Source organism: Brevibacillus sp. DP1.3A (assembly GCF_013284245.2).
Taxonomy (GTDB): Bacteria; Bacillota; Bacilli; order Brevibacillales; family Brevibacillaceae; genus Brevibacillus.
In genome coordinates, this window is sequence record NZ_CP085876.1 from 6,456,697 (window position 1) to 6,478,729 (window position 22,033).

Annotated in this window: 22 protein-coding genes; 13 read left to right on the forward strand and 9 right to left on the reverse strand. The window is 47.3% G+C overall.

The genetic code is table 11. The features are described 5' to 3' along the window. Window positions 1-33: 33 nt before the first annotated feature. From HP399_RS29845 to HP399_RS29860, 4 genes are all read right to left on the reverse strand, one after another. The gene (locus HP399_RS29845; protein WP_173620456.1) at window positions 34-1,017 is read right to left on the reverse strand and encodes a FecCD family ABC transporter permease; all 984 of its coding nucleotides are present in this window, start codon (window positions 1,015-1,017) and stop codon (window positions 34-36) included. Continuing rightward, window positions 1,014-2,024 (reverse strand): FecCD family ABC transporter permease, encoded by a 1,011-nt coding sequence (locus tag HP399_RS29850; protein WP_173620455.1) that lies wholly within the window; start codon window positions 2,022-2,024, stop codon window positions 1,014-1,016. The genes HP399_RS29845 and HP399_RS29850 overlap by 4 nt, the downstream gene beginning before the upstream one ends. Before the next feature lie 85 nt (window positions 2,025-2,109). Further along, window positions 2,110-3,078, reverse strand: a complete 969-nt coding sequence (locus HP399_RS29855; RefSeq protein ID WP_173620454.1) for an ABC transporter substrate-binding protein — start codon at window positions 3,076-3,078, stop codon at window positions 2,110-2,112. A gap of 214 nt (window positions 3,079-3,292) precedes the next feature. Then, a complete protein-coding gene (locus tag HP399_RS29860) occupies window positions 3,293-4,441 on the reverse strand; it encodes a glycosyltransferase (RefSeq protein ID WP_173620453.1) in 1,149 nt (382 codons plus the stop codon). A gap of 173 nt (window positions 4,442-4,614) precedes the next feature. Here HP399_RS29860 and HP399_RS29865 point away from each other — a divergent pair, with 173 nt between their 5' ends. From HP399_RS29865 to HP399_RS29915, 11 genes are all read left to right on the forward strand, one after another. Beyond that, window positions 4,615-5,457, forward strand: coding sequence for a class I SAM-dependent methyltransferase (locus HP399_RS29865; RefSeq protein WP_228088414.1), 843 nt, complete (start codon window positions 4,615-4,617; stop codon window positions 5,455-5,457). Window positions 5,458-5,506: 49 nt separating this feature from the next. Further along, complete coding sequence (locus HP399_RS29870) at window positions 5,507-6,208, forward strand: glycosyltransferase (RefSeq protein WP_173620452.1); 702 nt, start codon at window positions 5,507-5,509, stop codon at window positions 6,206-6,208. Between the two features lie 2 nt (window positions 6,209-6,210). Beyond that, window positions 6,211-6,924, forward strand: coding sequence for a hypothetical protein (locus HP399_RS29875; protein WP_173620451.1), 714 nt, complete (start codon window positions 6,211-6,213; stop codon window positions 6,922-6,924). Window positions 6,925-6,929: 5 nt separating this feature from the next. Beyond that, complete coding sequence (locus HP399_RS29880) at window positions 6,930-7,232, forward strand: alpha-helical endospore appendage domain-containing protein (protein ID WP_173620450.1); 303 nt, start codon at window positions 6,930-6,932, stop codon at window positions 7,230-7,232. Between the two features lie 257 nt (window positions 7,233-7,489). After that, the gene (locus tag HP399_RS29885; protein ID WP_173620449.1) at window positions 7,490-7,822 is read left to right on the forward strand and encodes an alpha-helical endospore appendage domain-containing protein; all 333 of its coding nucleotides are present in this window, start codon (window positions 7,490-7,492) and stop codon (window positions 7,820-7,822) included. Window positions 7,823-8,044: 222 nt separating this feature from the next. After that, on the forward strand, window positions 8,045-8,389 hold the full coding sequence (locus HP399_RS29890; protein ID WP_173620448.1) for an alpha-helical endospore appendage domain-containing protein: 345 nt from the start codon (window positions 8,045-8,047) through the stop codon (window positions 8,387-8,389). Between the two features lie 64 nt (window positions 8,390-8,453). Further along, window positions 8,454-8,822: an alpha-helical endospore appendage domain-containing protein gene (locus HP399_RS29895; RefSeq protein ID WP_007720338.1), complete on the forward strand. Its 369-nt coding sequence runs from the start codon at window positions 8,454-8,456 to the stop codon at window positions 8,820-8,822. 35 nt (window positions 8,823-8,857) lie between these two features. Next, window positions 8,858-9,610: a hypothetical protein gene (locus HP399_RS29900; RefSeq protein WP_173620447.1), complete on the forward strand. Its 753-nt coding sequence runs from the start codon at window positions 8,858-8,860 to the stop codon at window positions 9,608-9,610. Window positions 9,611-9,638: 28 nt separating this feature from the next. Beyond that, window positions 9,639-10,562 (forward strand): MBL fold metallo-hydrolase, encoded by a 924-nt coding sequence (locus HP399_RS29905; protein WP_173620446.1) that lies wholly within the window; start codon window positions 9,639-9,641, stop codon window positions 10,560-10,562. A gap of 26 nt (window positions 10,563-10,588) precedes the next feature. Beyond that, window positions 10,589-12,460, forward strand: a complete 1,872-nt coding sequence (locus tag HP399_RS29910; RefSeq protein WP_173620445.1) for a glycosyltransferase — start codon at window positions 10,589-10,591, stop codon at window positions 12,458-12,460. Between the two features lie 199 nt (window positions 12,461-12,659). Continuing rightward, window positions 12,660-13,649, forward strand: coding sequence for an alpha-helical endospore appendage domain-containing protein (locus HP399_RS29915; RefSeq protein ID WP_173620444.1), 990 nt, complete (start codon window positions 12,660-12,662; stop codon window positions 13,647-13,649). A 79-nt stretch (window positions 13,650-13,728) separates the two neighbouring features. Here the strand turns inward: HP399_RS29915 and HP399_RS29920 are convergent, their stop codons facing one another. Continuing rightward, the gene (locus HP399_RS29920; protein ID WP_007720328.1) at window positions 13,729-14,070 is read right to left on the reverse strand and encodes a zinc ribbon domain-containing protein YjdM; all 342 of its coding nucleotides are present in this window, start codon (window positions 14,068-14,070) and stop codon (window positions 13,729-13,731) included. A 64-nt stretch (window positions 14,071-14,134) separates the two neighbouring features. Then, window positions 14,135-15,979 (reverse strand): hybrid sensor histidine kinase/response regulator transcription factor, encoded by a 1,845-nt coding sequence (locus tag HP399_RS29925; RefSeq protein ID WP_173620443.1) that lies wholly within the window; start codon window positions 15,977-15,979, stop codon window positions 14,135-14,137. 156 nt (window positions 15,980-16,135) lie between these two features. On the opposite strand from HP399_RS29925, the gene HP399_RS29930 reads away from it, so the two are divergent. Both HP399_RS29930 and HP399_RS29935 read left to right on the forward strand, forming a co-directional pair. Continuing rightward, window positions 16,136-18,028, forward strand: coding sequence for a serine hydrolase domain-containing protein (locus HP399_RS29930; RefSeq protein WP_173620442.1), 1,893 nt, complete (start codon window positions 16,136-16,138; stop codon window positions 18,026-18,028). 105 nt (window positions 18,029-18,133) lie between these two features. Continuing rightward, window positions 18,134-18,682: an NADPH-dependent FMN reductase gene (locus tag HP399_RS29935; protein WP_173611728.1), complete on the forward strand. Its 549-nt coding sequence runs from the start codon at window positions 18,134-18,136 to the stop codon at window positions 18,680-18,682. Between the two features lie 48 nt (window positions 18,683-18,730). Here HP399_RS29935 and HP399_RS29940 read toward each other — a convergent pair whose 3' ends face one another. The 3 genes from HP399_RS29940 to HP399_RS29950 are packed head-to-tail and all read right to left on the reverse strand — an operon-like array spanning window position 18,731 to window position 21,903. Next, window positions 18,731-19,912: an ABC transporter permease gene (locus tag HP399_RS29940; protein ID WP_173620441.1), complete on the reverse strand. Its 1,182-nt coding sequence runs from the start codon at window positions 19,910-19,912 to the stop codon at window positions 18,731-18,733. Further along, on the reverse strand, window positions 19,909-20,628 hold the full coding sequence (locus HP399_RS29945; RefSeq protein WP_173620440.1) for an ABC transporter ATP-binding protein: 720 nt from the start codon (window positions 20,626-20,628) through the stop codon (window positions 19,909-19,911). Before HP399_RS29945 ends, HP399_RS29940 begins: the two co-directional genes overlap by 4 nt. Window positions 20,629-20,640: 12 nt before the next feature. Beyond that, the gene (locus HP399_RS29950; protein WP_173620439.1) at window positions 20,641-21,903 is read right to left on the reverse strand and encodes an efflux RND transporter periplasmic adaptor subunit; all 1,263 of its coding nucleotides are present in this window, start codon (window positions 21,901-21,903) and stop codon (window positions 20,641-20,643) included. Window positions 21,904-22,033: the final 130 nt, after the last annotated feature.

Sequence of the window (22,033 nt, forward strand, 5' to 3'; positions counted from 1 at the left end):
CTCCAAAGCTAGAGGAAAAGATGGCTTTTCTTTTTACTTTTTCTTCTCTTGACGCACCAAATACAAGAAGTATGGAACACCGATGACCGCCGTCACAATACCCGCGGGAATCTCGATCGGAGGATTCAGTCCCCTCCCCAATGCATCTGCAATGACGAGAATCAACGCGCCCAAAACCGCCGCACCTGGCAATAGATAACGATGCTGATGACCGAACAGCTTTCTCGCCATATGTGGTGCAATCAATCCCACAAATCCGATCGAGCCAATCGCCGCTACACTTGCGCCTGCCAATGCAAGCGCGAGCAGCAAGAGCATATAGCGTGTTCGCACGACATTCAGTCCGAGCCCCGTAGAGCTCCCTTCATCCAGACTGATAATGTCCAGCTTTCGGTGCAGGGCAAAGCTAATGGGAATGAATACGAGCAGCCACGGCAGCAAAGCGTAAATTTCATCCCAGCCTTTCCCCCACAAGCTCCCAGCCAGCCAGACAAGAGAATCATTGGCTTGCATCGGATACTTCACCATAATGAATTCCGTCAACGCTTGGCAGATCGCCCCTACTCCCATGCCGACCAAGGCAAATGTAGTTGGCTGTGCACCGCTTTTCCGAGCGAAATAGATGAGGGCAATCGCTACCGCCAGTGCTCCCAAAAACGCGACAATCGGGAGAAGAAGCGGTGAAGCGGTCGGAAACAGAATGATGACAACAACCGCGAACAAGCCCGCGCCTTTGGTTACCCCTACGACATCCGGAGATGCCAGCGGATTACGGATCATTCCTTGCAAAATCACACCAGCGATCGCGAAGCCCGCTCCAGCAAGAATCGCGAGCAACGCCCGCGGCAATCGATAGTTTTCAATCATAAACGTAAGCGACGAAGATTCTCCCATAATCACTCGAATGATTTGATCAGGGCCGATAAAGATCGGGCCGATCCCCATGCTAAGCAATGCTGCCGCTAAGACTAAGGCGCCGAGGCCAACCAGGAGCAGGGTGTTTTTTCGCGAAGTCATACCATTTCCCTCCCCTTTTTTCTCGCCAAGTACAGAAAGAACGGGGTTCCCAGGAGAGCCGTTACAATTCCTACAGGAGACTCAAACGGATAGGAAATCAAGCGAGCCAGTACATCGGAGATTGTGACCAAGACAGCTCCACCAAGCGCAGACACAGGGATAACGACCCGATAGTCCGTACCCACGAGCCTCCTTGCGATATGTGGAACCATCAGTCCAACGAAACCAACAGCCCCGGCGACAGCAACAGAGGCGCCTGCCAAAATAACGACCACAACATAAGACAGCAGTCGGACGCGGGCGATTTTTTGTCCCAACCCCATCGCGACTTCCTCCCCCAGTCGAAACACTGACAAAGAGCTGGACAGCCAGATCGCCAGAAGGAGTCCCGCCATCGACCATGGCAAAATCAATTGCACATCCGTCCAAGCTGCTCCGCTAATGGAGCCAGACAACCAGTACAATACATTCGAGATTTGTTCGTTAAAGATGATGATTCCCTTCGTAATGGAGGTGAGCAGCAGGTGGATGGCCATTCCTACCAAAGCGATCTTGAGATTGGTCATCCCGCGGGAAGCTGCGAATCCAAAGACAACAAGTCCTCCAAGAATCGCTCCAGCAAATGCAAAATAGATGAGATTGGCTTTCCCGATATCCGGTAAAAACACAATCGCGAGTACGACCACCAGACAAGCCCCCGCATTCACGCCAAATACTTGCGGGGATGCGAGCGGATTGCGAGTAACGGCCTGCATCACGGCACCTGCCACAGCCAAATTCGCCCCGATAATGGCTCCCAGCACTGCTCTCGGAACGCGGATGGTTTGGAAAATCAAGAGCTCCTTGGAGTATTCACCCGATAGCCAATGCGTCACTAATGATCGAATTTGCAGCGAAGCTACTCCGGTAAACAAGCTCAGCAACAAACCTATAAACAAGAGGATTGCTAAGCCGATCACTATGAGGACAAAGGTACCTTTTCGTTGTCGTGTCGTTGTTTTCTGCAATACAAGCACCTCGATCAACTACCACGTGCAGGAACACCGAAAAGACCAGATCAGCGATCGGTCTTTCCAGAATTTGCACCGTATGTTATTTTTCCTTGCTATACAAGAGATTTACTGCCTCTTCCACAATGCGTTCCGCAGATTTCAATCCGCGATAGCGCGTCCAGAGGTCACGATTTACTTTGTGTACTTCCTGATTTTTGACTGCGGTGATATTGTTCCAGAGCGGATTTTGCTTCCACTCGTTCAACAGCGCGTCGTCGGCTTCCGCCAGGAAAATCACATCTGGGTCCCACTGCACCATTTGCTCCAGACTGATTTTTACCGTTGGTTCTGCCGCATCCTGAATCGCATTTTTGATTCCAATCATTTCGAGCAATTCGCCATCAAACGATTTCGAACCATGTGCAGACAGCGAATCTGCGCGGAATACTCCCAGCATGACATTGCGGGAATCCCCAGCCGGTACCCTCTTCTTAAACTCTGCGATGATCTCCTTGTGCTTGATCAGGCGTTGTTCTGCTTCTTTTTGCTTGTTCAGCGCTTCCCCAATCGTGGCAAACGAGCTCAAGTTTTCCTGATACGTCGAGTTGCGGCTTTTCAAAATGATCGTCGGTGCGATTTTTTGCAAATCCTTGTATATGTCCTTGTGGCGATTCAAATCACCGATAATCAAATCTGGCTGCAACGAGCTGATGACTTCCAGACTCGGCTGCTGGCGTGTCCCAACAGGAGTATACTCGATTTTTTTGCCGATCAGTCCTTCTACGTCCTTATCCTTCTCCTGCGCGATTCCTACAGGCGTCACTCCCAGCTCCCATAGTCCGTCTACAAAGGAGTACTCCAACGCGACGACTCTTTTCGGGTCTCCGGTAATTTCCGTTTCGCCCAGCTCGTGTTTCACGATGCGCTTTTGTGCGGTTTGCGCACTATCTTGACCTGCTGCTGGCTGTTTTTGCTCTGCGCTGCCGCACCCGGTCAGTAATACCGTACCTGCCAGTGCAAGCGTCCAAAGCATATGACCGAGACGTTTCATTCCGTTTGTTCGCTTCATCTTTTGTCCCTCACTTGATGTAATTGATAATGATTATTATTACCGATTAATTGCGTTTTTTATTGTAACAATCCGCAGCCGCAAATGAAACATTGTGCTTATTAAACCTTTTAGCGCAATAAACGTGATTAACGTCATTTTGTTCATGCTCTGCCATTACGAAAAAAAGCCGTTACGCCTGAACTATCGACGTAAACGGCTTTTCGCCACGATGCTATTTGTTGTTTGGCGTATGACTTACTTCAGTCGCCGAGCTCAGCTTCTCTAATGCTTCCTTGGCAAGCGCATGATTCTCCGCCATCTCCAACGCCGTCTGATAAGCTGCCACAGCCTCATCCACGTGACCCAAGCCTTCGTAGCAAAGCCCTTTGTAATACCAGGCGTGAAAACTTCCCGATCCCTTCAAGGTCAGATGACGAATGTTGCTCTCTCCTAGCTCCAAACAGTGATCGAACGTCATCAATGCTCGTTTATAGTCGTTTTTCAAATACTGAATGATCCCTTTGTACAAATGCAAATCAACGTAGTCAGGATAAATCTCGATTGCCTTTTCAATTCCTGGCCACGCTCCCTCAGCACTGCCGATCGAGATCAACGTAGAGTACTTGAGCTTATAAAGAAGCGAAGGAGGCATCATATGGTTTTCGAGAAACCCGATAATAGACAGATTCACGAACTTGAACGTTTTCTCATGCTCCTGGATACGTGAGAATTCACTGGCAAGATGATACTCAATCCATGGAGAGTGGTCCTCTTTTTCCAATTCCTTCATGAGTAGCCCAATATTGCGCTCGAATTTGTTCTTTCTGCCAGTAAATTCATTCATGTAGCCGTAATGGTATATCCGTACAGGCAAGATTTGAATGTGGAGATCTTCGGTCAGATTGGGAAGGACCTCTTCTACGTTGAGCGTTTCATGGATGGGAAAATGGAAGCGAAAACCGATGCCATTGCGAAACAAACGTGAGTGAGCGATATGAAAAGCATCGTCTTCATTTATTTCATCTCCAATGTAATTTATTAGATGAATATAAAAAAGAGAATCTTCTTGACTGCGAAGCAGTTCTTTCAATTTCGTGCTGTCTTCCTTATTCATTTCCTCATCGGCATCCATCCACAAAATCCAGTCGCCCGTTGCCTTTTCCAGTCCAAAGTTTCGTGCTTCTGCGAAGTTATCCTGCCACTCATACGAGTGCACGACCGCTCCGAATGACTTGCCTATCTCTACCGTTTTGTCGGTACTTCCCGTGTCTACGATAATCATTTCATCCACAAGATCTTTCACGCTTTCCAAGCACTTGTGAAGGCACTCTTCTTCGTTTTTTACAATCATACATAAGGAAATTTTGGGCGCCTCAGACATGCTACTCATCTCCTTTTACACACATCAATGAGATCGTAGTCTATCCCCCCTTTACTCTATGAGCGGACTGCTCCTTTCAGAACGGCGCCATTTCCTTGGTTTTCGAACTATTTGCTGGAGCAGCGCATAGGTAGTTGTAGGCAGATATCACAAAGAAAGCAGGGATCGTATCCATGCATGACTCATGCCCTTTGTGCAACAGCGCTCAGGTTGCGCTTTTCCACCAGTACACTACCTTCTCGCTACTTACGTGCAAAGATTGTGATCTCGTTTTTCAACCTCACCTCGATCAGGTCAACGTGACACAGCTGGTTGCAAACATTTATGATGCGAGTTGGGTTTCCATGCGTGATCAATACGCCAAAAATACATTTACGGAACATGCGATCTTCCATACATTGCTGCTCGATATGTGGTTTTCGGAAAAAGGGAAGTTGCTCGAAATTGGTCCAGGAACAGGAGAGTTGTTATTCCTTGCTCGTGAGGCTGGGTGGGAGGTTGTTGGGGTGGAGCCGTCGCACCAATCATGCGCATACGCCCAAGACCGGTATGGGCTACAACTGGTTCATTCGTTATGGAACTCCTCCGTTCTCGCCCCCGAACACATTGGTACGTTTGATGCCATTGTTTTTTGTCACGTCTTTGAGCATATTTCGCATCCGAAGCAATACCTTGAAGAATTGAAGGGGTTTCTTAAACCAGGAGGAAAGATCATTTTTAGCGTGCCGAACAAAAACTCGTTCACCAATAAATTGTTTGGGGTGTATTCCCCGCTGTATACCGAGAATGACCACCTCTTTCATTACTCCCGTGACAATCTGATCTCACTGCTTCATCAAGGTGGCTGGGAGGTTCTCTCCATCTTTTCTCGAGAAGAAACGAACCGCTTGGAAAACCATCTGCGCAAGACCACGCAAACACCTTTACCGATCCAGGACATCATGAAGCTAGCCGTGAACCTCCAGTCGACCTTCCAAGGCCATGAAATCTTCTGCATTGCCACACGACAAGCCTAACCTGCCATCCGTAACAAAATTTCGAATAGGCAGGAGGTGCAGTACGTAGATGACCAGAGCCAAACTGACTCTTTCTATGATTGTGAAAAATGAAGGCAATCGGTATTTGAGACGAGTGTTGGAAGCACATAAAGACTTTATTGACGCAGCCGTCATCATCGACGATGGCAGTATCGATCATACCGTGGATCTCTGTAGAGAGGTTCTCAAGGGCATTCCTCTTCATCTGGTTCAAAACGCTACCTCTCAGTTTTCCAACGAGGTCGCCTTGCGCAAACAACAATGGCAAGAAACGATCCAGACTGATCCGGGATGGATTTTGAATCTGGACGCCGATGAAATCATGGATAGCTCCTTCCCCTCAAAAGTTTCCGAGATTTTGGAACAACAGACACACGAGGCGATCTACTTTCGTTTGTACGATATGTGGAGCGAGACGCATTATCGCGAAGAAGTGTATTGGAAAGCCCATCATTACTACCGTCCTTTTATGATCAAATACCGCCCTGACTTCCCATATGTATGGAGGGAAACCCCACAGCATTGCGGCAGATTCCCTCTCTCGATCAACCAGTTCCCTTACCTGTGCCATCCATCACGCGTGAAACATTTTGGCTGGGCCCGACTCGAAGACAGACAAAACAAATACAACCGCTATCAGCTCCTCGACCCCGACGCCCGATATGGCTGGAAGGAACAGTATGAATCGATCTTGGATCAACATCCCAATCTGTTGGAATGGGTGGAATGAGGATGATCATTCGCGATATCGAAAAGGCTTTGCAGCAGCCCAATTGTAATCACTGGCGATACAACTCACTCACGTTGAGCAAACAGGCCCTCGTACATGCATGCCGTCATATCAAACATGAAAATGAGGAGTGCCAGGTGCTTCAGTTCGGTGGAGGTGACTCCGCTCTGTTTTGGAAAGCACTTGGCGAGCTTGAGCTGCTCCGGGTCCAAGCAACCATTGTGGAGCATCATCCGATTCGTGCAAAGGAAATCACGGAGAGTCTAGGTGATGTACCGCATGTCGCATTGGTGACTAGCTCTTTGAAGCAACTATCCGAAGAGGAATGGAACAAGGTCTTCGACAATCCAGCAGAGAGCAGGAGCTTGTGGCCCGCCATCGGACAGCGTGTTCCTGAGAATCAATTTGATCATTTTTCTATTCAAAATGCCTTTTACGCCGATTTGGACCAACTATCGCTTTCCGGTCATTCAGTAGATGTCATGGTTGTAGACGGTCCGCATGGCAACGGTCGCTCTCTTGCCTATCCACTATTTGTTGCCACTCTCAAACCAGATGCGCTTATTCTCGTAGATGATTTTGATCACTATCCCTTTCTGGCTCATCTCGGAAAAATCTATCACTATGAAGAACTTTTTCGAGAGATTGCCGGAAATCGTCGCTGGGTATTGGTAAGGCTCCAGGGAACCAAAAATATCACTAAATCCATGAGGTGATGATCATGTCTCAAGCATCGATCCCTAATATTACGCCGGTTATCTCGATTACCCTAGGCCAAACCACTTCGCTATTGCTTGCATCCATCGCTTTAGAAGAACTGGCTTTGGCTCACATTCTGAACGCCGAGGCTGAAAAGATCCAATTTGTTTTAGGTACCCTTGATCCAGGGCTTCAACCAGCCGCAACACTCTCCGACATCCTTCTCGTCAATGCAAGCGTTCGTCAAACGATACAAGATGTCATCAAAAAAGAAATGCTTCTGCAATTCAAATTGGAAAATATCGTGGATAATCTTCTTCCATAGATTCCTTCGTGTTAAATAGGCCTCATTCGTATGGAAACTATCACAATACCACTGACTCGGGTCAATCGATCCGGGCTTTTCCTTTTCCCCGCTCCTATGCGCATGTGTACAAATAAACAGTTCAGTGGGACACACACCTATGCATACACTTACCGTAGTTAAAACGAAGGGGGGATTTGCTAGCGATCACACGTTTAGAAGTAAGCGATAGGCCAAACGAGTAAACTAGTTACCCATTACTTCAAAGAGGTGATCTCATGTCTCAACCTACCATCCCTAACATTACCCCAACGATTTCCGTTACGATTGAGCAATCGGTATCTTTACTGCTGACATCTATTGCTCTGGAAGAATTGGCTTTGGTGAATATTATGAATGCAGAGGCAGAAAAACTCCAGTTTGTGGTAGGTACATCGGGGATTACACCTGAGGTCGTTCCCACCATCTCTGACATTCTTGCCGTTCACAACAGTGTTCGCAGAACGCTGCAAGATGTCATCAAAAAAGAAATGCTCTTGCAATTCAAGTTGGAAAATCTGGTTAGCATTATCCCGAGCACCTCTACTTCCTTATCGAATGAATACGATTAAGTTGTCATATTAAGATCGCGGTTACATAACATGTACTGCGAGGAAGTTTCCATTTATTCACTATCAGTAACGCGATCCTGTGACGATCCTATCGTTTTTAAGTACGTTGTAAGAAGCTTGCCTGAAGGCGTTCTGTGCAAATAAAGGGAAGCAGATCGCCTTCTATTTCGGGCAAGTCTTATTTTGTATACAAAGTCATACAAACAAAGGATGTGGTTAACGATGTCAATGCCCACGATCCCCAATATAACACCGGAAATCATATTGAAACGCAACGAAGTATTAAATCTGCTTCTCACCTCCATTGCGCTGGAGGAAATCGGACTTTCTCACATTATTAATACAGAGGGGGAAAAGATCCAAAAGATCGTGAAGGAGCAATGCCTCTCGCTCAATGATGCGCTTGCCTTAAACAACAGCGTAGAACGAATGCTGCGTAATGTCATCAAGACCGAGATGCTCCTACAATTCAGGCTGGAGGATATTATCAAGCTGGAGCAGATGCATAATAATTATGATCATCAGCACAATGACTTACCTGACTTACCCGACCTTCCATGCCTTTGAAGAATAGCCCTCACTCCTTACACTGCTTTTCATAGGATCATAATTTTATTGAAGAGGGATGATGATGACCTTACGGGATAAAGTTCCATCAAATGATGTGCCTACGCGCGAAGAAGCTTTGAGTCATTTGCTGCAATCGATTGCCCTAGAGGAAGAAGCCTTGTCCAGATTGTTAAATGCTGAAGCTGACAAAGCCCTTGCTTTCGTTGGTAAAAATCTGGACTTCCCCAACACCCCGTCTAATGATGAGATCATCACCTTTAATCGTACAGTCATTTCGATTCTGGATTCAGTGCTGATGGCTGAGTGGCTGTTGTTAAAAAAGCTGGATGCGGCCATCCATATGTACCCTGTGGCGCTTAAATCAAATTTTGAGATGAAAGAAGCCGATTTCGGGGATGAATTGGATGACGACTTCACCATCGACTATTAACGATTGATCATTTCAGGAATTCGAGGTCAATTGCCATGAAGAACAGAGGTATCGATGACCAAACCGTTCTAAAGCTGACCTATTCCATCGTCCAGTTGGTCAAAGGATTGGAATCCCGCTTTCATCATGCCAAAGATTACGAACTGACGCTGTTTGGCTACCAAATATCAACGATGATCAACCTGCTCGTCAGACTGCATACCCACATACATAATAAGCAAATTGCTCACAGCTTCCTTTTTGAATCGCATAACCCCCTCCATCCCACTAGTGAAATGTACACACATGTCCTTGCTGCGATTGCCCAGTTATCGGAATTGGTAAAGACATGGAGGTTTCCACATAAACAAATCGCCACGTTGATAGAAAATCATCTGCGGCAATTACTAGCTTTTTACCCGATAGAACCGGAAGAGGATTCCCCCTACGACGAGCCAATGCAATTGGAGCTAGAAGGAGATTTTCCAGATGACGAACCTGTACAGCTAGTTCCACCTATGCCTGCCCCAACCCCTCCATTGCTCGCAAACAACGCACGCATCGATACAGCCAACAATCGGAAATCAGTACGTCCAACCCCCCCATTATTAGCACAGGCCGCCTCCGTCCCTACTCCTGATAAAAACAAAAGCAAATCCAAGCGTCCCAAGCCTGTAACAAACGTGGTAAAAGTGCGTAGCCAGAAAAAAATGCTCGCTAAGCGAGTGTCTGCACCTACAAAGCCTCCCTTTGTACCGAACTCCGTAAAGGTACGTATCGGCAATGTCACCAAGGTCATCCACATATGAACCTGAATCTAATGAAGGAGTAAGGGATATGGATCGTTTGGAATTGATCGAAGTGGCCGGCAACAGTTATGTGGTCTCCGGTAAATACGGGATCGGAGTCTATTTGGATAGATCCAGCAAAACCGCTGTTTGCATTGATAGCGGACCGAATGCCACGGTCATCGAGAAAGTATGCACGAGAATCAGCGATCGAGGGTATCAAATCCTTGCCGTTGTTCATACACATGGTCACGCTGTTAACCACGGTGGCAATCCCTATTTGAAAAAAAGGTTCCCCAACCTTCGCATCTATGCGACACATCTGGCATCCTATATCATCGAAAATCCGCATCTCGAGCCTTTGGTTTTCGACGCAGGTGGAGGGTCTGATACGAAGCCTGATGAAAACAAAGAGAATACACGTGCGCTCGTAACGGATTATCTTCCATCCACCGATGGTATCTTTCACGTCGATACCATTCCATTCAAAATCGTCTCCTTACCTGGACATTCGCCGGGAATGGTCGGCATTATTACCCCTGATCATGTCCTTTACTGCGGCGATGCCTTGTTTGGTTCCAAAACATTGAACAAGCAGGATCTCCTTTTTTTTAATGATCTGAAGGCTGCCAGAAGAAGCTTCAAGAAGCTCTCGAAGATGAAATTAAACGCTTATGTGCTTTACCATGGCGGACCCTATAAGACAGTCACAGGTTTAATTAACAAGCATCTCACCCTTATGAAAGACACCTCCGCTTTTCTTGAAGCATTGATTCATGAGCAGCCAAGCACTTTGGAACAATTAGTCCAAAAAGTCATAAAAAAGTATGAGTTTGAAGATGACTTGCATCGCTACAGTTTGACTACTTCGATTACCCGCTCTTACTTAAAAGAGTTACAGCAAGAGAACCGCATTGTCGCAAAAGTGGACAATGGTTTACTGCTATTCAGCAAACCTGCGGCAACCACTTAAACAAAGGCTATATCTGGGGGTGTACCATGGGTAAAAACCGTATTTTAATCGGGAGTCCCATTCAGCAATTCCCGATCATTTTGGAGGAATTCCTTCAATCCCTCACGGCGCTGACTACCAAAAATGAACTGGTTCATTACATGTTCATTGACGATAACAAAGACCCCCTATCCAGTACACTCTTGGCTGATTTCCAGCAGGAGAACAAACGAACCGTCATCCTCAAAAACACAGACGATGATACGTATGTCCGAAATGAAATGACCCATTATTGGACGGAACGAAATATTTGGAAAGTAGCGCAAATGAAAGATACGATTATCTCCTATGCGCTCAAAGAGGGTTTCGATTACTTATTTTTGATCGATTCCGATCTCGTTTTACACCCTCACACCCTGCAACAGCTGCTTCAAGCCAATAAAGATATTATCTCCAACATCTACTGGACACGTTGGCAGCCTGATTCAATTGAGCTTCCTCAAGTTTGGCTGATGGATCAATACACGTTGACACGCGAAGGCGCGTCCGAATCAGCGGAGAACCAGAGCTTTTTAGAGATGCTGCGTAAACCGGGTGTCTATGAGGTAGGAGGCCTCGGTGCATGCACGTTAATCCATCGAAAGGTCTTGGAGGCAGGCGTCAGCTTTAAACGAATAGCGAACTTGTCGTTCTGGGGAGAAGATCGGCATTTTTGCGTTCGGGCTGTAGCTATGGGCTTTTCTTTGCATGTAGATACGCACCTTCCTGGGTATCACATCTACCGTCAGTCGGATCTGGCAGGAGTGAGTGAGTATCGCAAAAAAAATGGCATGACAGCGGGGAAAACGAATCAGATTTCAATCAGTTTATGCATAATCGTCAAAAATGAAGAAGACGCTCTGGAGCGTTGCCTCTCCACCGTTGTGGATCTCGTCGATGAAATCATTATCGTCGACACGGGTTCAACAGACCGCACGAAAGAAATTGCGTCCAACTATGGCTGCACCATTTATGATTTCGAGTGGATTGATGATTTTTCAGCCGCACGCAACTATGCGTTCAGCAAGGCAACATGCCCCTATATTTTGTGGCTAGATGCAGACGATATCCTTCTGGAAAAAGACCGTCAGCTCTTCCGCGAGTTGAAGTTTACGTTGAATTACTGCATCGACAGTATCACGATGAACTACAACCTTTCTGTAGACAGCAATGGGAATGTGGCATACAGCATTCGCCGTAATCGCCTCGTAAAACGCGACCGCGGTTTTCGCTGGATTGGACCCGTCCATGAGTATTTGGAAGTAAGCGGAAACGTCATCAACAGTGACATATCCATCACGCATAACAAGCAAAAGGAATACACAGACCGCAATCTGCAAATCTATCGCCGCAGGGATGCTAAAGGGGAAGAATTCTCGCCACGGGACTTGTACTATTATGCGAATGAATTACGCGACAATCAGTATCATGAAGAGGCCATTACTTTTTACACGAAATTCCTGAACACCCAACAAGGCTGGGTAGAAGACAACATTAACGCTTGCTTGAAGTTGGCGAGTTGCTATTCCCACCTCTATGAGAGACAAAATGTTTTGTCGTCGCTATATCGTACGTTCAACTACGGTCGCCCACGGGCTGAAGCGTGCTGCCAGATCGGAGCCTTTCATGTCGAAGATAAAAATTGGCCGCTCGCCATTTTTTGGTATGATCTCGCAACAAAAGTAGAGCGACCTGCTGAAAAGCTCGCACACATCGACCACGTTTCCTGGACGTGGCTACCTCATCTGCAACTCTGCTTGTGCTATTCCCAAATGGGGGATAACGAGAAATCACGTCACCACAATGATGTTGCCTACTTATACAACCCAACCCACCCTAGCATCCTCTACAACAAAAAGTATTTTGAATCTCTGACCTGACACCCCTCGTGATCATGAAAAAGTTACCCACCCTGTGGGTGAATGTACAAATGCCATAAGCAATGGTGGTCTATTTTTTGATGAGCACGGTGCTTGCCGGTTAACCCAAAAGTCAATCTGGAGACAGCCAGGCACGCGCACAGATAAAGCCTCATAGCATAGTGATGAGTTTTTGAATGTAACAGGAAGGATGAATGCCATGTCTCAAGCCAATATTCCCAATATTACTCCCACCATTACTGTAACGAGAGACGATGCTATCAATCTCCTCCTTACTTCCATCGCCATCGAAGAGCTCAGCCTCGGGCATATTATTTATGCAGAAGCAGAAAAATTGCAATATGCCATTGGTACACTACCAGGCTTGACTGTTCCTGCTTCGGTAAGCGATCTCCTTCTGGTGAATGCAAGCGTTCGCCAAACCTTGCAAGACGTTGCAAAAAAAGATATGCTCTTGCAATCGAAACTGGACAACATCCTGTCTGTTCCATCCAACAGCACAGGTGGCATAACGGGGGCTACAGGATCGACTGGCGTTGGTATTACTGGAGCTACGGGCACGACAGGGGCCACAGGCATTAGTGTGACGGGTGCTACCGGGGAAACAGGTGCGACGGGGATTACTGGACCGACTGGGGCGACTGGGGCGACGGGTGCCACCGGAGAAACTGGCGCTACCGGAGCCACTGGCGCTACTGGACCTGCTTTCACCACTGAAAACTTCTCTGGCTTCTTATCAACTGTGACCCTTAACGCATCTTCCCAATTAGTTAACTGGTCAACAGCGAGCCCCTATTATGGCAGCCCAAGTTTTAATCCTGTAACTGGCACTTACACAGTACCTGCAACCGGAACTTACGCCATAAAAGCAACCATTAACTATGAAACGACCGCGGCCATTACCGTTAATTTAGGCCCTGGAATCACCCCTGCATTTGAAGTCCAGAGAATCACCCCTACTGCAACAAATCTCATTATCGGTGATTTCCCTGTTCTCAACATAAACATTGCGCTCGTACTCACATTAAGAGCCATTCTGGGGACAGGAACTGTCACGCTCGCGGGTGACGTTCAACTCTATGCAGGTGATACACTTGGTTTGTTCTATGTTGCCAATGGATTGACCATCAACCTCAATTTAGGTGGAGGGGGCGAAGGCATCGTCTGGTCCATTCATCGTCTCACCTAACAAAACCTTGCCTTTACGAAAAAAGCTGACTGCAATCTACCATGCAGTCAGCTTTTTCTTGTCCATCACATTCCCCAGCTTACACCTTTTTCACAAACTCCGATTTTAACTTCATCGCGCCAAAACCATCGATTTTACAATCAATATCATGGTCCCCATCAATCAGGCGAATGTTTTTTACTTTTGTCCCGATTTTCACAACCAATGAAGTCCCTTTTACTTTGAGGTCTTTAATGACGGTTACCGTGTCGCCATCATTCAAGACGTTTCCATTCGCATCCTTGATGACCTTGTTATCTTCACCATTATCGTTGCCTGCTTGGAGCGTCCACTCATGGCTGCATTCCGGGCATACCAAGGAGCTTCCATCTTCGTACGTGTATTCTGAATGACATTTTGGGCAATTTGGCAATTGACTCATCTTTGATATAACCTCCATTCGATACTGTCCATTCTATCATAAACTAGCATGAAAACCTGGCCACCTACCCAGTAAGCCCTTCGTCCCGTGCTTTTTTAACTGCCTCTTCGCGATTCTTAACACCCAGTTTTGCATAAATCACTGTGGTGCAATTGCGTACTGTTCCTTCAGAAAGAAAGATTTTCTCCGCGATTGTTTTCATGCGAAGCCCCTCTACTAACGAGGCCAATATGCCTCTTTCCCGTTCCGTCAACCCATAGGGACACTCGCGCCCTTGCTTTTGGCGAAGTCCATTCAGCTCTTCTTGCTGCAAGCGCATTTCTTTGAAAAGGACATCCGCAATCTTATGGTTAATCAACGCTTCACCCTGATGAACAACCCGTATCGCCTCTACCAGCTCGATTGGACTAACCGATTTCAACAAGTAGGCATTCGCGCCTCTCCCTAGCGTTTCTGCCGCAAGGGCTGTTTCTTCGAAGGTCGTCAACATAATGACACGCATATCCGGCCACCGCTCACGTATCTCTTGTAGTGTCTTCGCCCCGTCCATGACAGGCATTTGAACGTCCAAAAGTACGACATCGGGCTTTTCTGTTGGAATAATGTCCAGTGCCATCAAGCCGTTCTCAGCGACCCCGACCACTTGTAAATCTTGCTGATTCTGTAAAACGAGCTGCAAACTTTCCCTCACAACGGGCTGATCATCGACGATCAGGATACGTATGCCTGCACGTGGTACAGCCTGCATAGCTGGCAGACTACAAATGACCGTCACACCTCCTTCGTCCATACAATGGATCGATAATCGTCCCTGAAGTGCTTCCAGCCTTTCCTTCATCGATTGCAAACCAAATCCGAATTCGATCGTCCCATTTCCTTCCCCATTATCTTCGACCTGCAATCGGATCTGGGCTTCTTCAAAGTAAAGCCCCACTTGAATTTGTGATGCTTTCCCGTGTCGCACAGCATTGGTCAGTGTTTCTTGTAAGCAGCGGTACAAAGTTAGCTTTATGGAACGGCTCAACGTATACTCAGCGCCGTACATACGCAGCTTGACGGACACCCCTGTAGCCACTTGAAATTGCCCGATCAATTCAACGAAGGCAGACTCCATGGTCGTAGCAGATTCATAGCCATTATGAGCCCATTTGTGGAAAATCCCTCTGGACTCATCCAAACCTTGTCGGGCCATCTGCAAAAGCATGTCCAGTCGACTAGCCTCCGCATCTGGTATTTTAGACCGAAGCATCTCCATACCCATAATGAGTGATGTCATCGTGTGTCCGATCGTGTCATGCAGCTCTCTGGACATTTTGTTCCGTTCTTCCAGTAGCGTGATTTCCTCCACCTGGGAAGCGTATTGCTCCAATATGTGGTTCTGGCTTTGAATAATCAGGCTCTGCTTGTGCATACGGCTAAGCAATTGAAAGGCAAAACCAAGCGCATATGCCGCGAAATGGTACACAATTAGGTCGCTTACGACAATAGGCTCGAAATCAAAGCCAATTGCCTCCCCCACAAGAAACGGGATCGCCAAAATCGCCAATGGTCCCGTCCAGCGATAAGATCGATCCACACTGTGATATCCGATGAGAAAAGCGATGGGGATAAACTGCCACCTTACTCCTTCAAAAAAGAGGTTCAAGGCAATGCACAAGCCTCCACTCAAAATAATCTCAGCGAACAAATATAGGTTACGAGAGTATCGACGTAAACAACTGGGGACGACAAGCACTAAGAACGAAACGATCAATGTAATCACTATCGGATAAGGCAATTGATCGTGATGGCGGACAAAACCGAGAATAATCGTCAACCCCCACATAAAGTGGATGGTGAAGATCATCCAGTCGACCCATAACCATCGTTTAACAAACGCAAGCAATTGGCACACCTCATCTACACCCAAACTTTTTCTCCATTATATTATCAGATGACGACCAGCTACTATCACGATAAACAATGACATTCTGTTACTTCTCACCGTGACACTCATCGGCCTATACTCATCCCTGTCGCTGGCTTACAACAATTGACTGACGCAAAACGCGAAAGGTGATGAAACATGACATTATTTGCTCTACGAAAATGGTTTGCCGTTCTGCTCCTATCCTGCCTCATGCTGATACAGCCCCTATCTGTGGTCAATGCTCGCTCGCCTCTTACTGCTCTTACCATCGAACAAGTAGTTGATCCCGTCATAAAAAATGAAATGAACAACTTGCATATCCCTGGCGCAGCCATTGTCATTACCCAGGGAGATCGCATCATTTTTAAAAAAGGCTATGGTATTGCCGACGTCGAAAAACAAATCCCAGTTGATCCTGAGCGTACGGTGTTTCGAATCGGTTCCGTGACCAAGTCGTTTACTGCTACTGCAGCGATGCAGCTCGTGGAAAAAGGCAAGCTTTCCTTACGCGAAGATTTGAATACCGTCCTAAAAGACTACAAAATTACCAATAATCGTTACGGCCCGATCACACTCCACCACCTGCTCACACATACAGCCGGTATAGATGAAAAAATTTATAAAAGAGACAACCGCGCGAGTGTGATACCGGAATTCTCGACCGAGCCCGTAAATGAAACGCTTCAGATGCAGGAGACGATTTTCACGCCAGGCAGCAAATTTCAATACAGTAATGCGGGCACCGGATTATTAGGAAGTGTAATCGAACAAGCTTCCGGTCAATCTTTGCATGACTATATGCGGGAGAATATCTTCCGCCCGCTAGGTATGGATTCCGCCGAATTGTATCTCCCAGAGGACAAGAGCAATCTGGCTAAAAGCTATTATTACGACGGAAACGCCTATCAAACGATTCCTTACTCGGGGATTATTTTCCCAGGGAGTGGTGCCGCTAATATGACACCAGTCGATTTCGCCCCCTATATGATCGCCCATCTTTCTGGCGGCAGCTATAACGGCACATCTCTGCTCAAACCAGAAACTGTCCAGCTTATGCATGCCCAACAATTCGCGGCCCATAAACGCATGTACGGGATCGGCTACGGCTTTTTTAAAGGAGAGACGAAAAACGGCATTCCTACCCTATGGGCAAACGGTGGGATTGATGGCTTTATCTCGAAAATGGTGCTGATTCCCTCAGAATCAATCGGCATCTTTGTTACGGTGAACGCCACGCATCCGGGCTTGGAGCTGCACGGCAAGGTCGTGAACGCGTTTACCGACAAGCTACTGACAGAGCAAGTACGCAAGCCCCTAACTCCTGTTGATGGCACCATAGACGAAATGAAAAAACTGGAAGGTCAATATCTGCTTACCCTGACGCCCGAGAATGGCTGGGGCAAAGGGCTTCGTCTACTCAGTAGCTACCCTTACACAGTGAAGGCATTGGACGCGCAGACGATATCCGTGACTGGTTTGTTCCAGAATGAAGGACAACAATCCCTTGAGAAAAAGTTTGCGCAGGTAGACGATCATTTCTTTCAAGAGATCGATGGTGAGGAACAGCTATATTTTCACGAGGAACAAGGGAAATTTTATATGACAGGACCGATGAACTTTTCGCTCCCTCGCATCGCCTTCATCGAAAGTCCGTCTGTTCTACTGGCTCTGTATGTGATTCCCGGAATCGTGTTCATCCTTCTTTCGCTTGCCTGGCTCGCTCGTTTCGGGCTGCGCAAATGGCGCAAACAATCGTACGCCATTTCGAAGATTGTTCCGATTATGGCTCTGCTTCATAGCTTGTTTTTTATCATCCAATTCACCTATGCAAACGCAGAGCTTGTCTATGGCTACCCGGCCTTCTACCAAGTCGTTGTTGCATCCCTACCGATTGTTTCGTTGGCACTCGCCGCTTATTTGCTCCTGCGAATCAGAACAGCCAAGGAGCGCGCTCGCTGGAAGGTAGCGAATAGCGCAGCAGCGGTACTCTCCATCCTGTATACTGGCTATTTATTTTACTGGAACTTACTTTCGATTCATTACTCATAAGACTCCGAGGCCGCAGCTGAGCTTTACAGTTGCGGCATTTTTTTAAGCATAATGTTTGATCCAAAGAACTACCATTAAACTAAGCCGCATAAGGAGGAACGAACCATGAGTACTTCAAGCTTAAAAATCGGGATTATTCTGGGCAGCTCTCGCCCAGGCCGAGTCAGTCCCCAAGTAGGTGCGTGGCTCAAAGGAGTAGCCGATCAACGAGGAGATGCAGCGTATGAAATCGTTGATATTGCGGACTTTCACTTACCGTTCTTTGGCGATCCAAGTGGTGAGCAACAAGTAGCAGCATGGGCGGCAAAGCTATCCAGCCTGGATGGATTCGTATTCGTTACCGCCGAATACAACCACAGCATCACAGGGGTATTAAAAAACGCACTCGACCTCGCCCGCAAGGAATGGTACAACAAAGCGGCTGGTATCGTCAGCTATGGTTCATCAGGGGGAACTCGTGCAGCAGAGCACTTACGTGGAATCCTGGGGGAATTGCAGGTTGCCGACGTTCGTACACAACCTGCATTCAATCTGTTTACGGATTTTGAAAATTACACGGTCTTTAAACCATCCGAATTGCACACCCCACATGTAAACGACATGTTAAATCAGGTGATTAGTTGGTCAACGGCATTAAAATCAGTTCGAGATTAATAGAAAATGACTAGCAGTGATATCTGCTAGTCATTTCTTTTTCGTTCCTCACTCATATCGCAACGCGTCAATCGGATGGAGCCTCGCCGCCTTATGAGCCGGATAGAGCCCAAAGAAAATACCGATGGCACTGGAAAACCCGAAGGCGATTACGATACTTTCCCACGATAGTAGCGGCGGCACTTTGACATATTGCGAGGCAAACATAGCTGTCCCGATGCCGAGCAGCACCCCAATCGTTCCACCAATCAGGCAGACGATCATCGATTCGATCAAAAACTGCAGCATAATATCTCCGTAACGCGCCCCTAACGCTTTGCGAATGCCGATTTCACGCGTCCGCTCCGTGACAGATACGAGCATGATGTTCATGACGCCAATCCCACCGACAAATAACGCAATCCCAGCTGCGACACTAAAAATCGTGGTGAGCGTGCCGGAAAAGGAATCCATCTCCCCCAGTGCGTTCTCTATACTATCGATTTGGTAGTAGTTTTCGCGATCGTGTCTGCGGTTTAAGTACTTCTCCGTATGCCTCTTGGCTGCTTCCATCGTTTCCTTCGACTTGGCTTTTACGGTTACCGTATGAACCATCTTCAACCCGTCTTTATTGTGCAGAAAGGTAATCGGCGTATAGGCACCCTCGGCTCGACCATTGTCAACCATCAGCTTGGCTTCCCTTACCACGCCAATAACGACGACTGATGCTGCTTCGTAAGTCAAACGCTTGCCAATCGGGTCTTCACGTCCGAAAAGCCCTGCCGCTAACTTTTCGGTTAAAACGATAACGGGCTTCCCCTCTCTTACTTCCCTCGTAGTAAAATATCTGCCTGCAACTATTTTCAAGTTGGGTTGAACCTTTAACAAATCCTCATTTGTTCCTTGTATATTTGCGTCCTGCCCCTTTTTCGGTCCACGAATCGTTCCATAATAAGAGGCGAACGGCACGGCCGCTTCAATGTAGGGCGATTGTTGGGGAAGTGCATAAGCATCCTCCACTGTCAAATCAGTAAGCTTGCTTCCTTGGTCCCACCCAAAATAAACGTTGAAATTAGTAGCACCTAGCTTCTCCAACTGATCGGTATAGGCCTGTTGACTGCCGTTTCCTAGTGTAATCACAGCAATAACAGACATGATTCCGATAATGATCCCAGACATCGTCAAGGTAGCACGCAGCTTATTTGTCCCAATCCCTTCCAGAGCCGTACGAAAGCTTTCGAGTAAATTCACGTGAGGATCACCTCCTCGGACGCAGTAGCAAACAAGCGCTTCTCCACTCGCTCATCTCGGATGATATGACCATCTCGAAACGTAATGACGCGCTCGGCATGCTGGGCGATATCAGCCTCGTGCGTGACGAGTAGAATCGTTACCCCTTGCGCATGTAGCTCCTGAAAAATCGCCATGATCTCGATGCTGGAACGACTGTCCAGATTCCCTGTCGGCTCGTCAGCAAGTAAAATGGCTGGCTGGTTAACCAAAGCTCTGGCAATGGCTACCCGCTGTCTTTGACCGCCGGACAGCTGCGTTGGTTTATGATCCATCCGCTGACCGAGTCCGACACGCTGCAACGCCGCTTTCGCTCTTTTTTTGCGTTCTGTCATGCCGACGCCCGCATACATCATCGGCAACTCTACGTTTCGCAGCGAAGTAGCACGTGGCAACAGATGAAACGATTGAAAGACAAAGCCGATTTTTTGATTGCGTACCTGCGCCAGCCCACTATCCTTCAACTGCGTAACATCAATTCCATCCAAGACATACGATCCGGAGGTTGGCCGATCCAGACAACCCAGCATGTTCATAAACGTCGATTTTCCGGAACCAGAAGGTCCCACGATCGCCACGAATTCACCTTGAGCCACGTGGATATTGATATTTTGCAAAGCGAACAATTCCAGCTCATCCGTCTTGTATTGTTTGGTTAACCCCTCAATGTTCAGCATATGTATCCTCCTTTACCCCGCAAACTCTTCGGGAGATGCTTGGAAGATCACTTCATTTTCTTGCAAGGTTTCCGGTGGATTCGCTACCAATTCTTCACTGCCATCCAATCCACTTTCAATTTGGATAAACAATTCACTTTCAATTCCAGTCGTCACTTTTTTCTTCTTGGCCTTGCCATTTTCCGCTACCCAGACAAAAGAAGATCCATCTTGGTCCGTCACGACTGCCTCAATGGGGACTTGCATGGCGTTTGCTGCTTTTTGCAGGACGATGTTCACATCCACGTGAAAACCTGGCTTCAAATACTCCCTCGTCTCATTCAGATTGACAGCGACCGGCACTCTCGTACTCTCTCCATCCCGCTCTTTGCTGGTTACAGCCATAGGAGATATGCGCGACACCTTACCTTGCAACTGTTCTCCGCCTAAGGAAATGCCTGAGACGACCGCATCCTGTCCGATTTTGATTTTACGCAAATCAGATTCTCCGACTCCTGCTTCGACCATAACATCATTGGTATCTCCAACCGTGAGAATTTCCTCGCCTTTACTCAGGTACTTCCCTTCTTTCACCTTCATCGAGAGCACCGTCCCGTCAATCGGAGACACGATGCTGCTTTGCACACGTTGCTTTTCATATTTCGCTTTTTCCAAATTCAGCTTTTGAATTTGCGCCTCGTAGGAGCGAATCTCTGCCTTGTCTGGCCCTTTTTGCTTCAAGAGTAAATCTTGCCTTGCGACCTTCACGCTTGATTCCGCTGTTTGCAGCTTTTGCTTCGCCTCCTCTACAGCCTGTTGGGTAGACACGCCTGCGGTAAACAGCGATTGCGTTCGCTGGTAATCTTTTAATGCTGTTTGGTACTCGCGTTCATGCTGGGCAAGCTGCTCCTGCATTTTCGTGACTTCCTCAGGCTCCACACCTTTGGAGAGCCTTGCGATATTCGCTTCCTGAATGGTGATTTGCGCCTCGATATCCATGATTTCATTGCTGACATCGGACATGTCGATATTGCCGATCACCTGCCCTTTCGTCACTTTGTCGCCCTCCTTGATGGAGAAATTCCGCAGATCGCCTGCATAGTTGGCGAACAATGTGTGTTCATTTCGTACTCTGACCATGCCCGACGTCAAAATGGTGCTTTCCAAATCGGCCGTTACCACCGTTGATAACGTGACAGGAATGCCATTCTTCTTTTCGCCCGAAGAAGCTGCATAGCCGCCGAACCCGGCCACAAGCACGCCCACACCCAGCCAGATCCACAAACGTTTTTTCATATTCCTTACCTCCCCAAAAACTTTAAACCCCGATCATTCTTAGCCAATCAAAAAACCCCACTTTTTCTATTACAGGTTCCACCCTGGCTCGTCACCCGATCAGGATAAGAAAAACTGTTAAAAGAAAAAG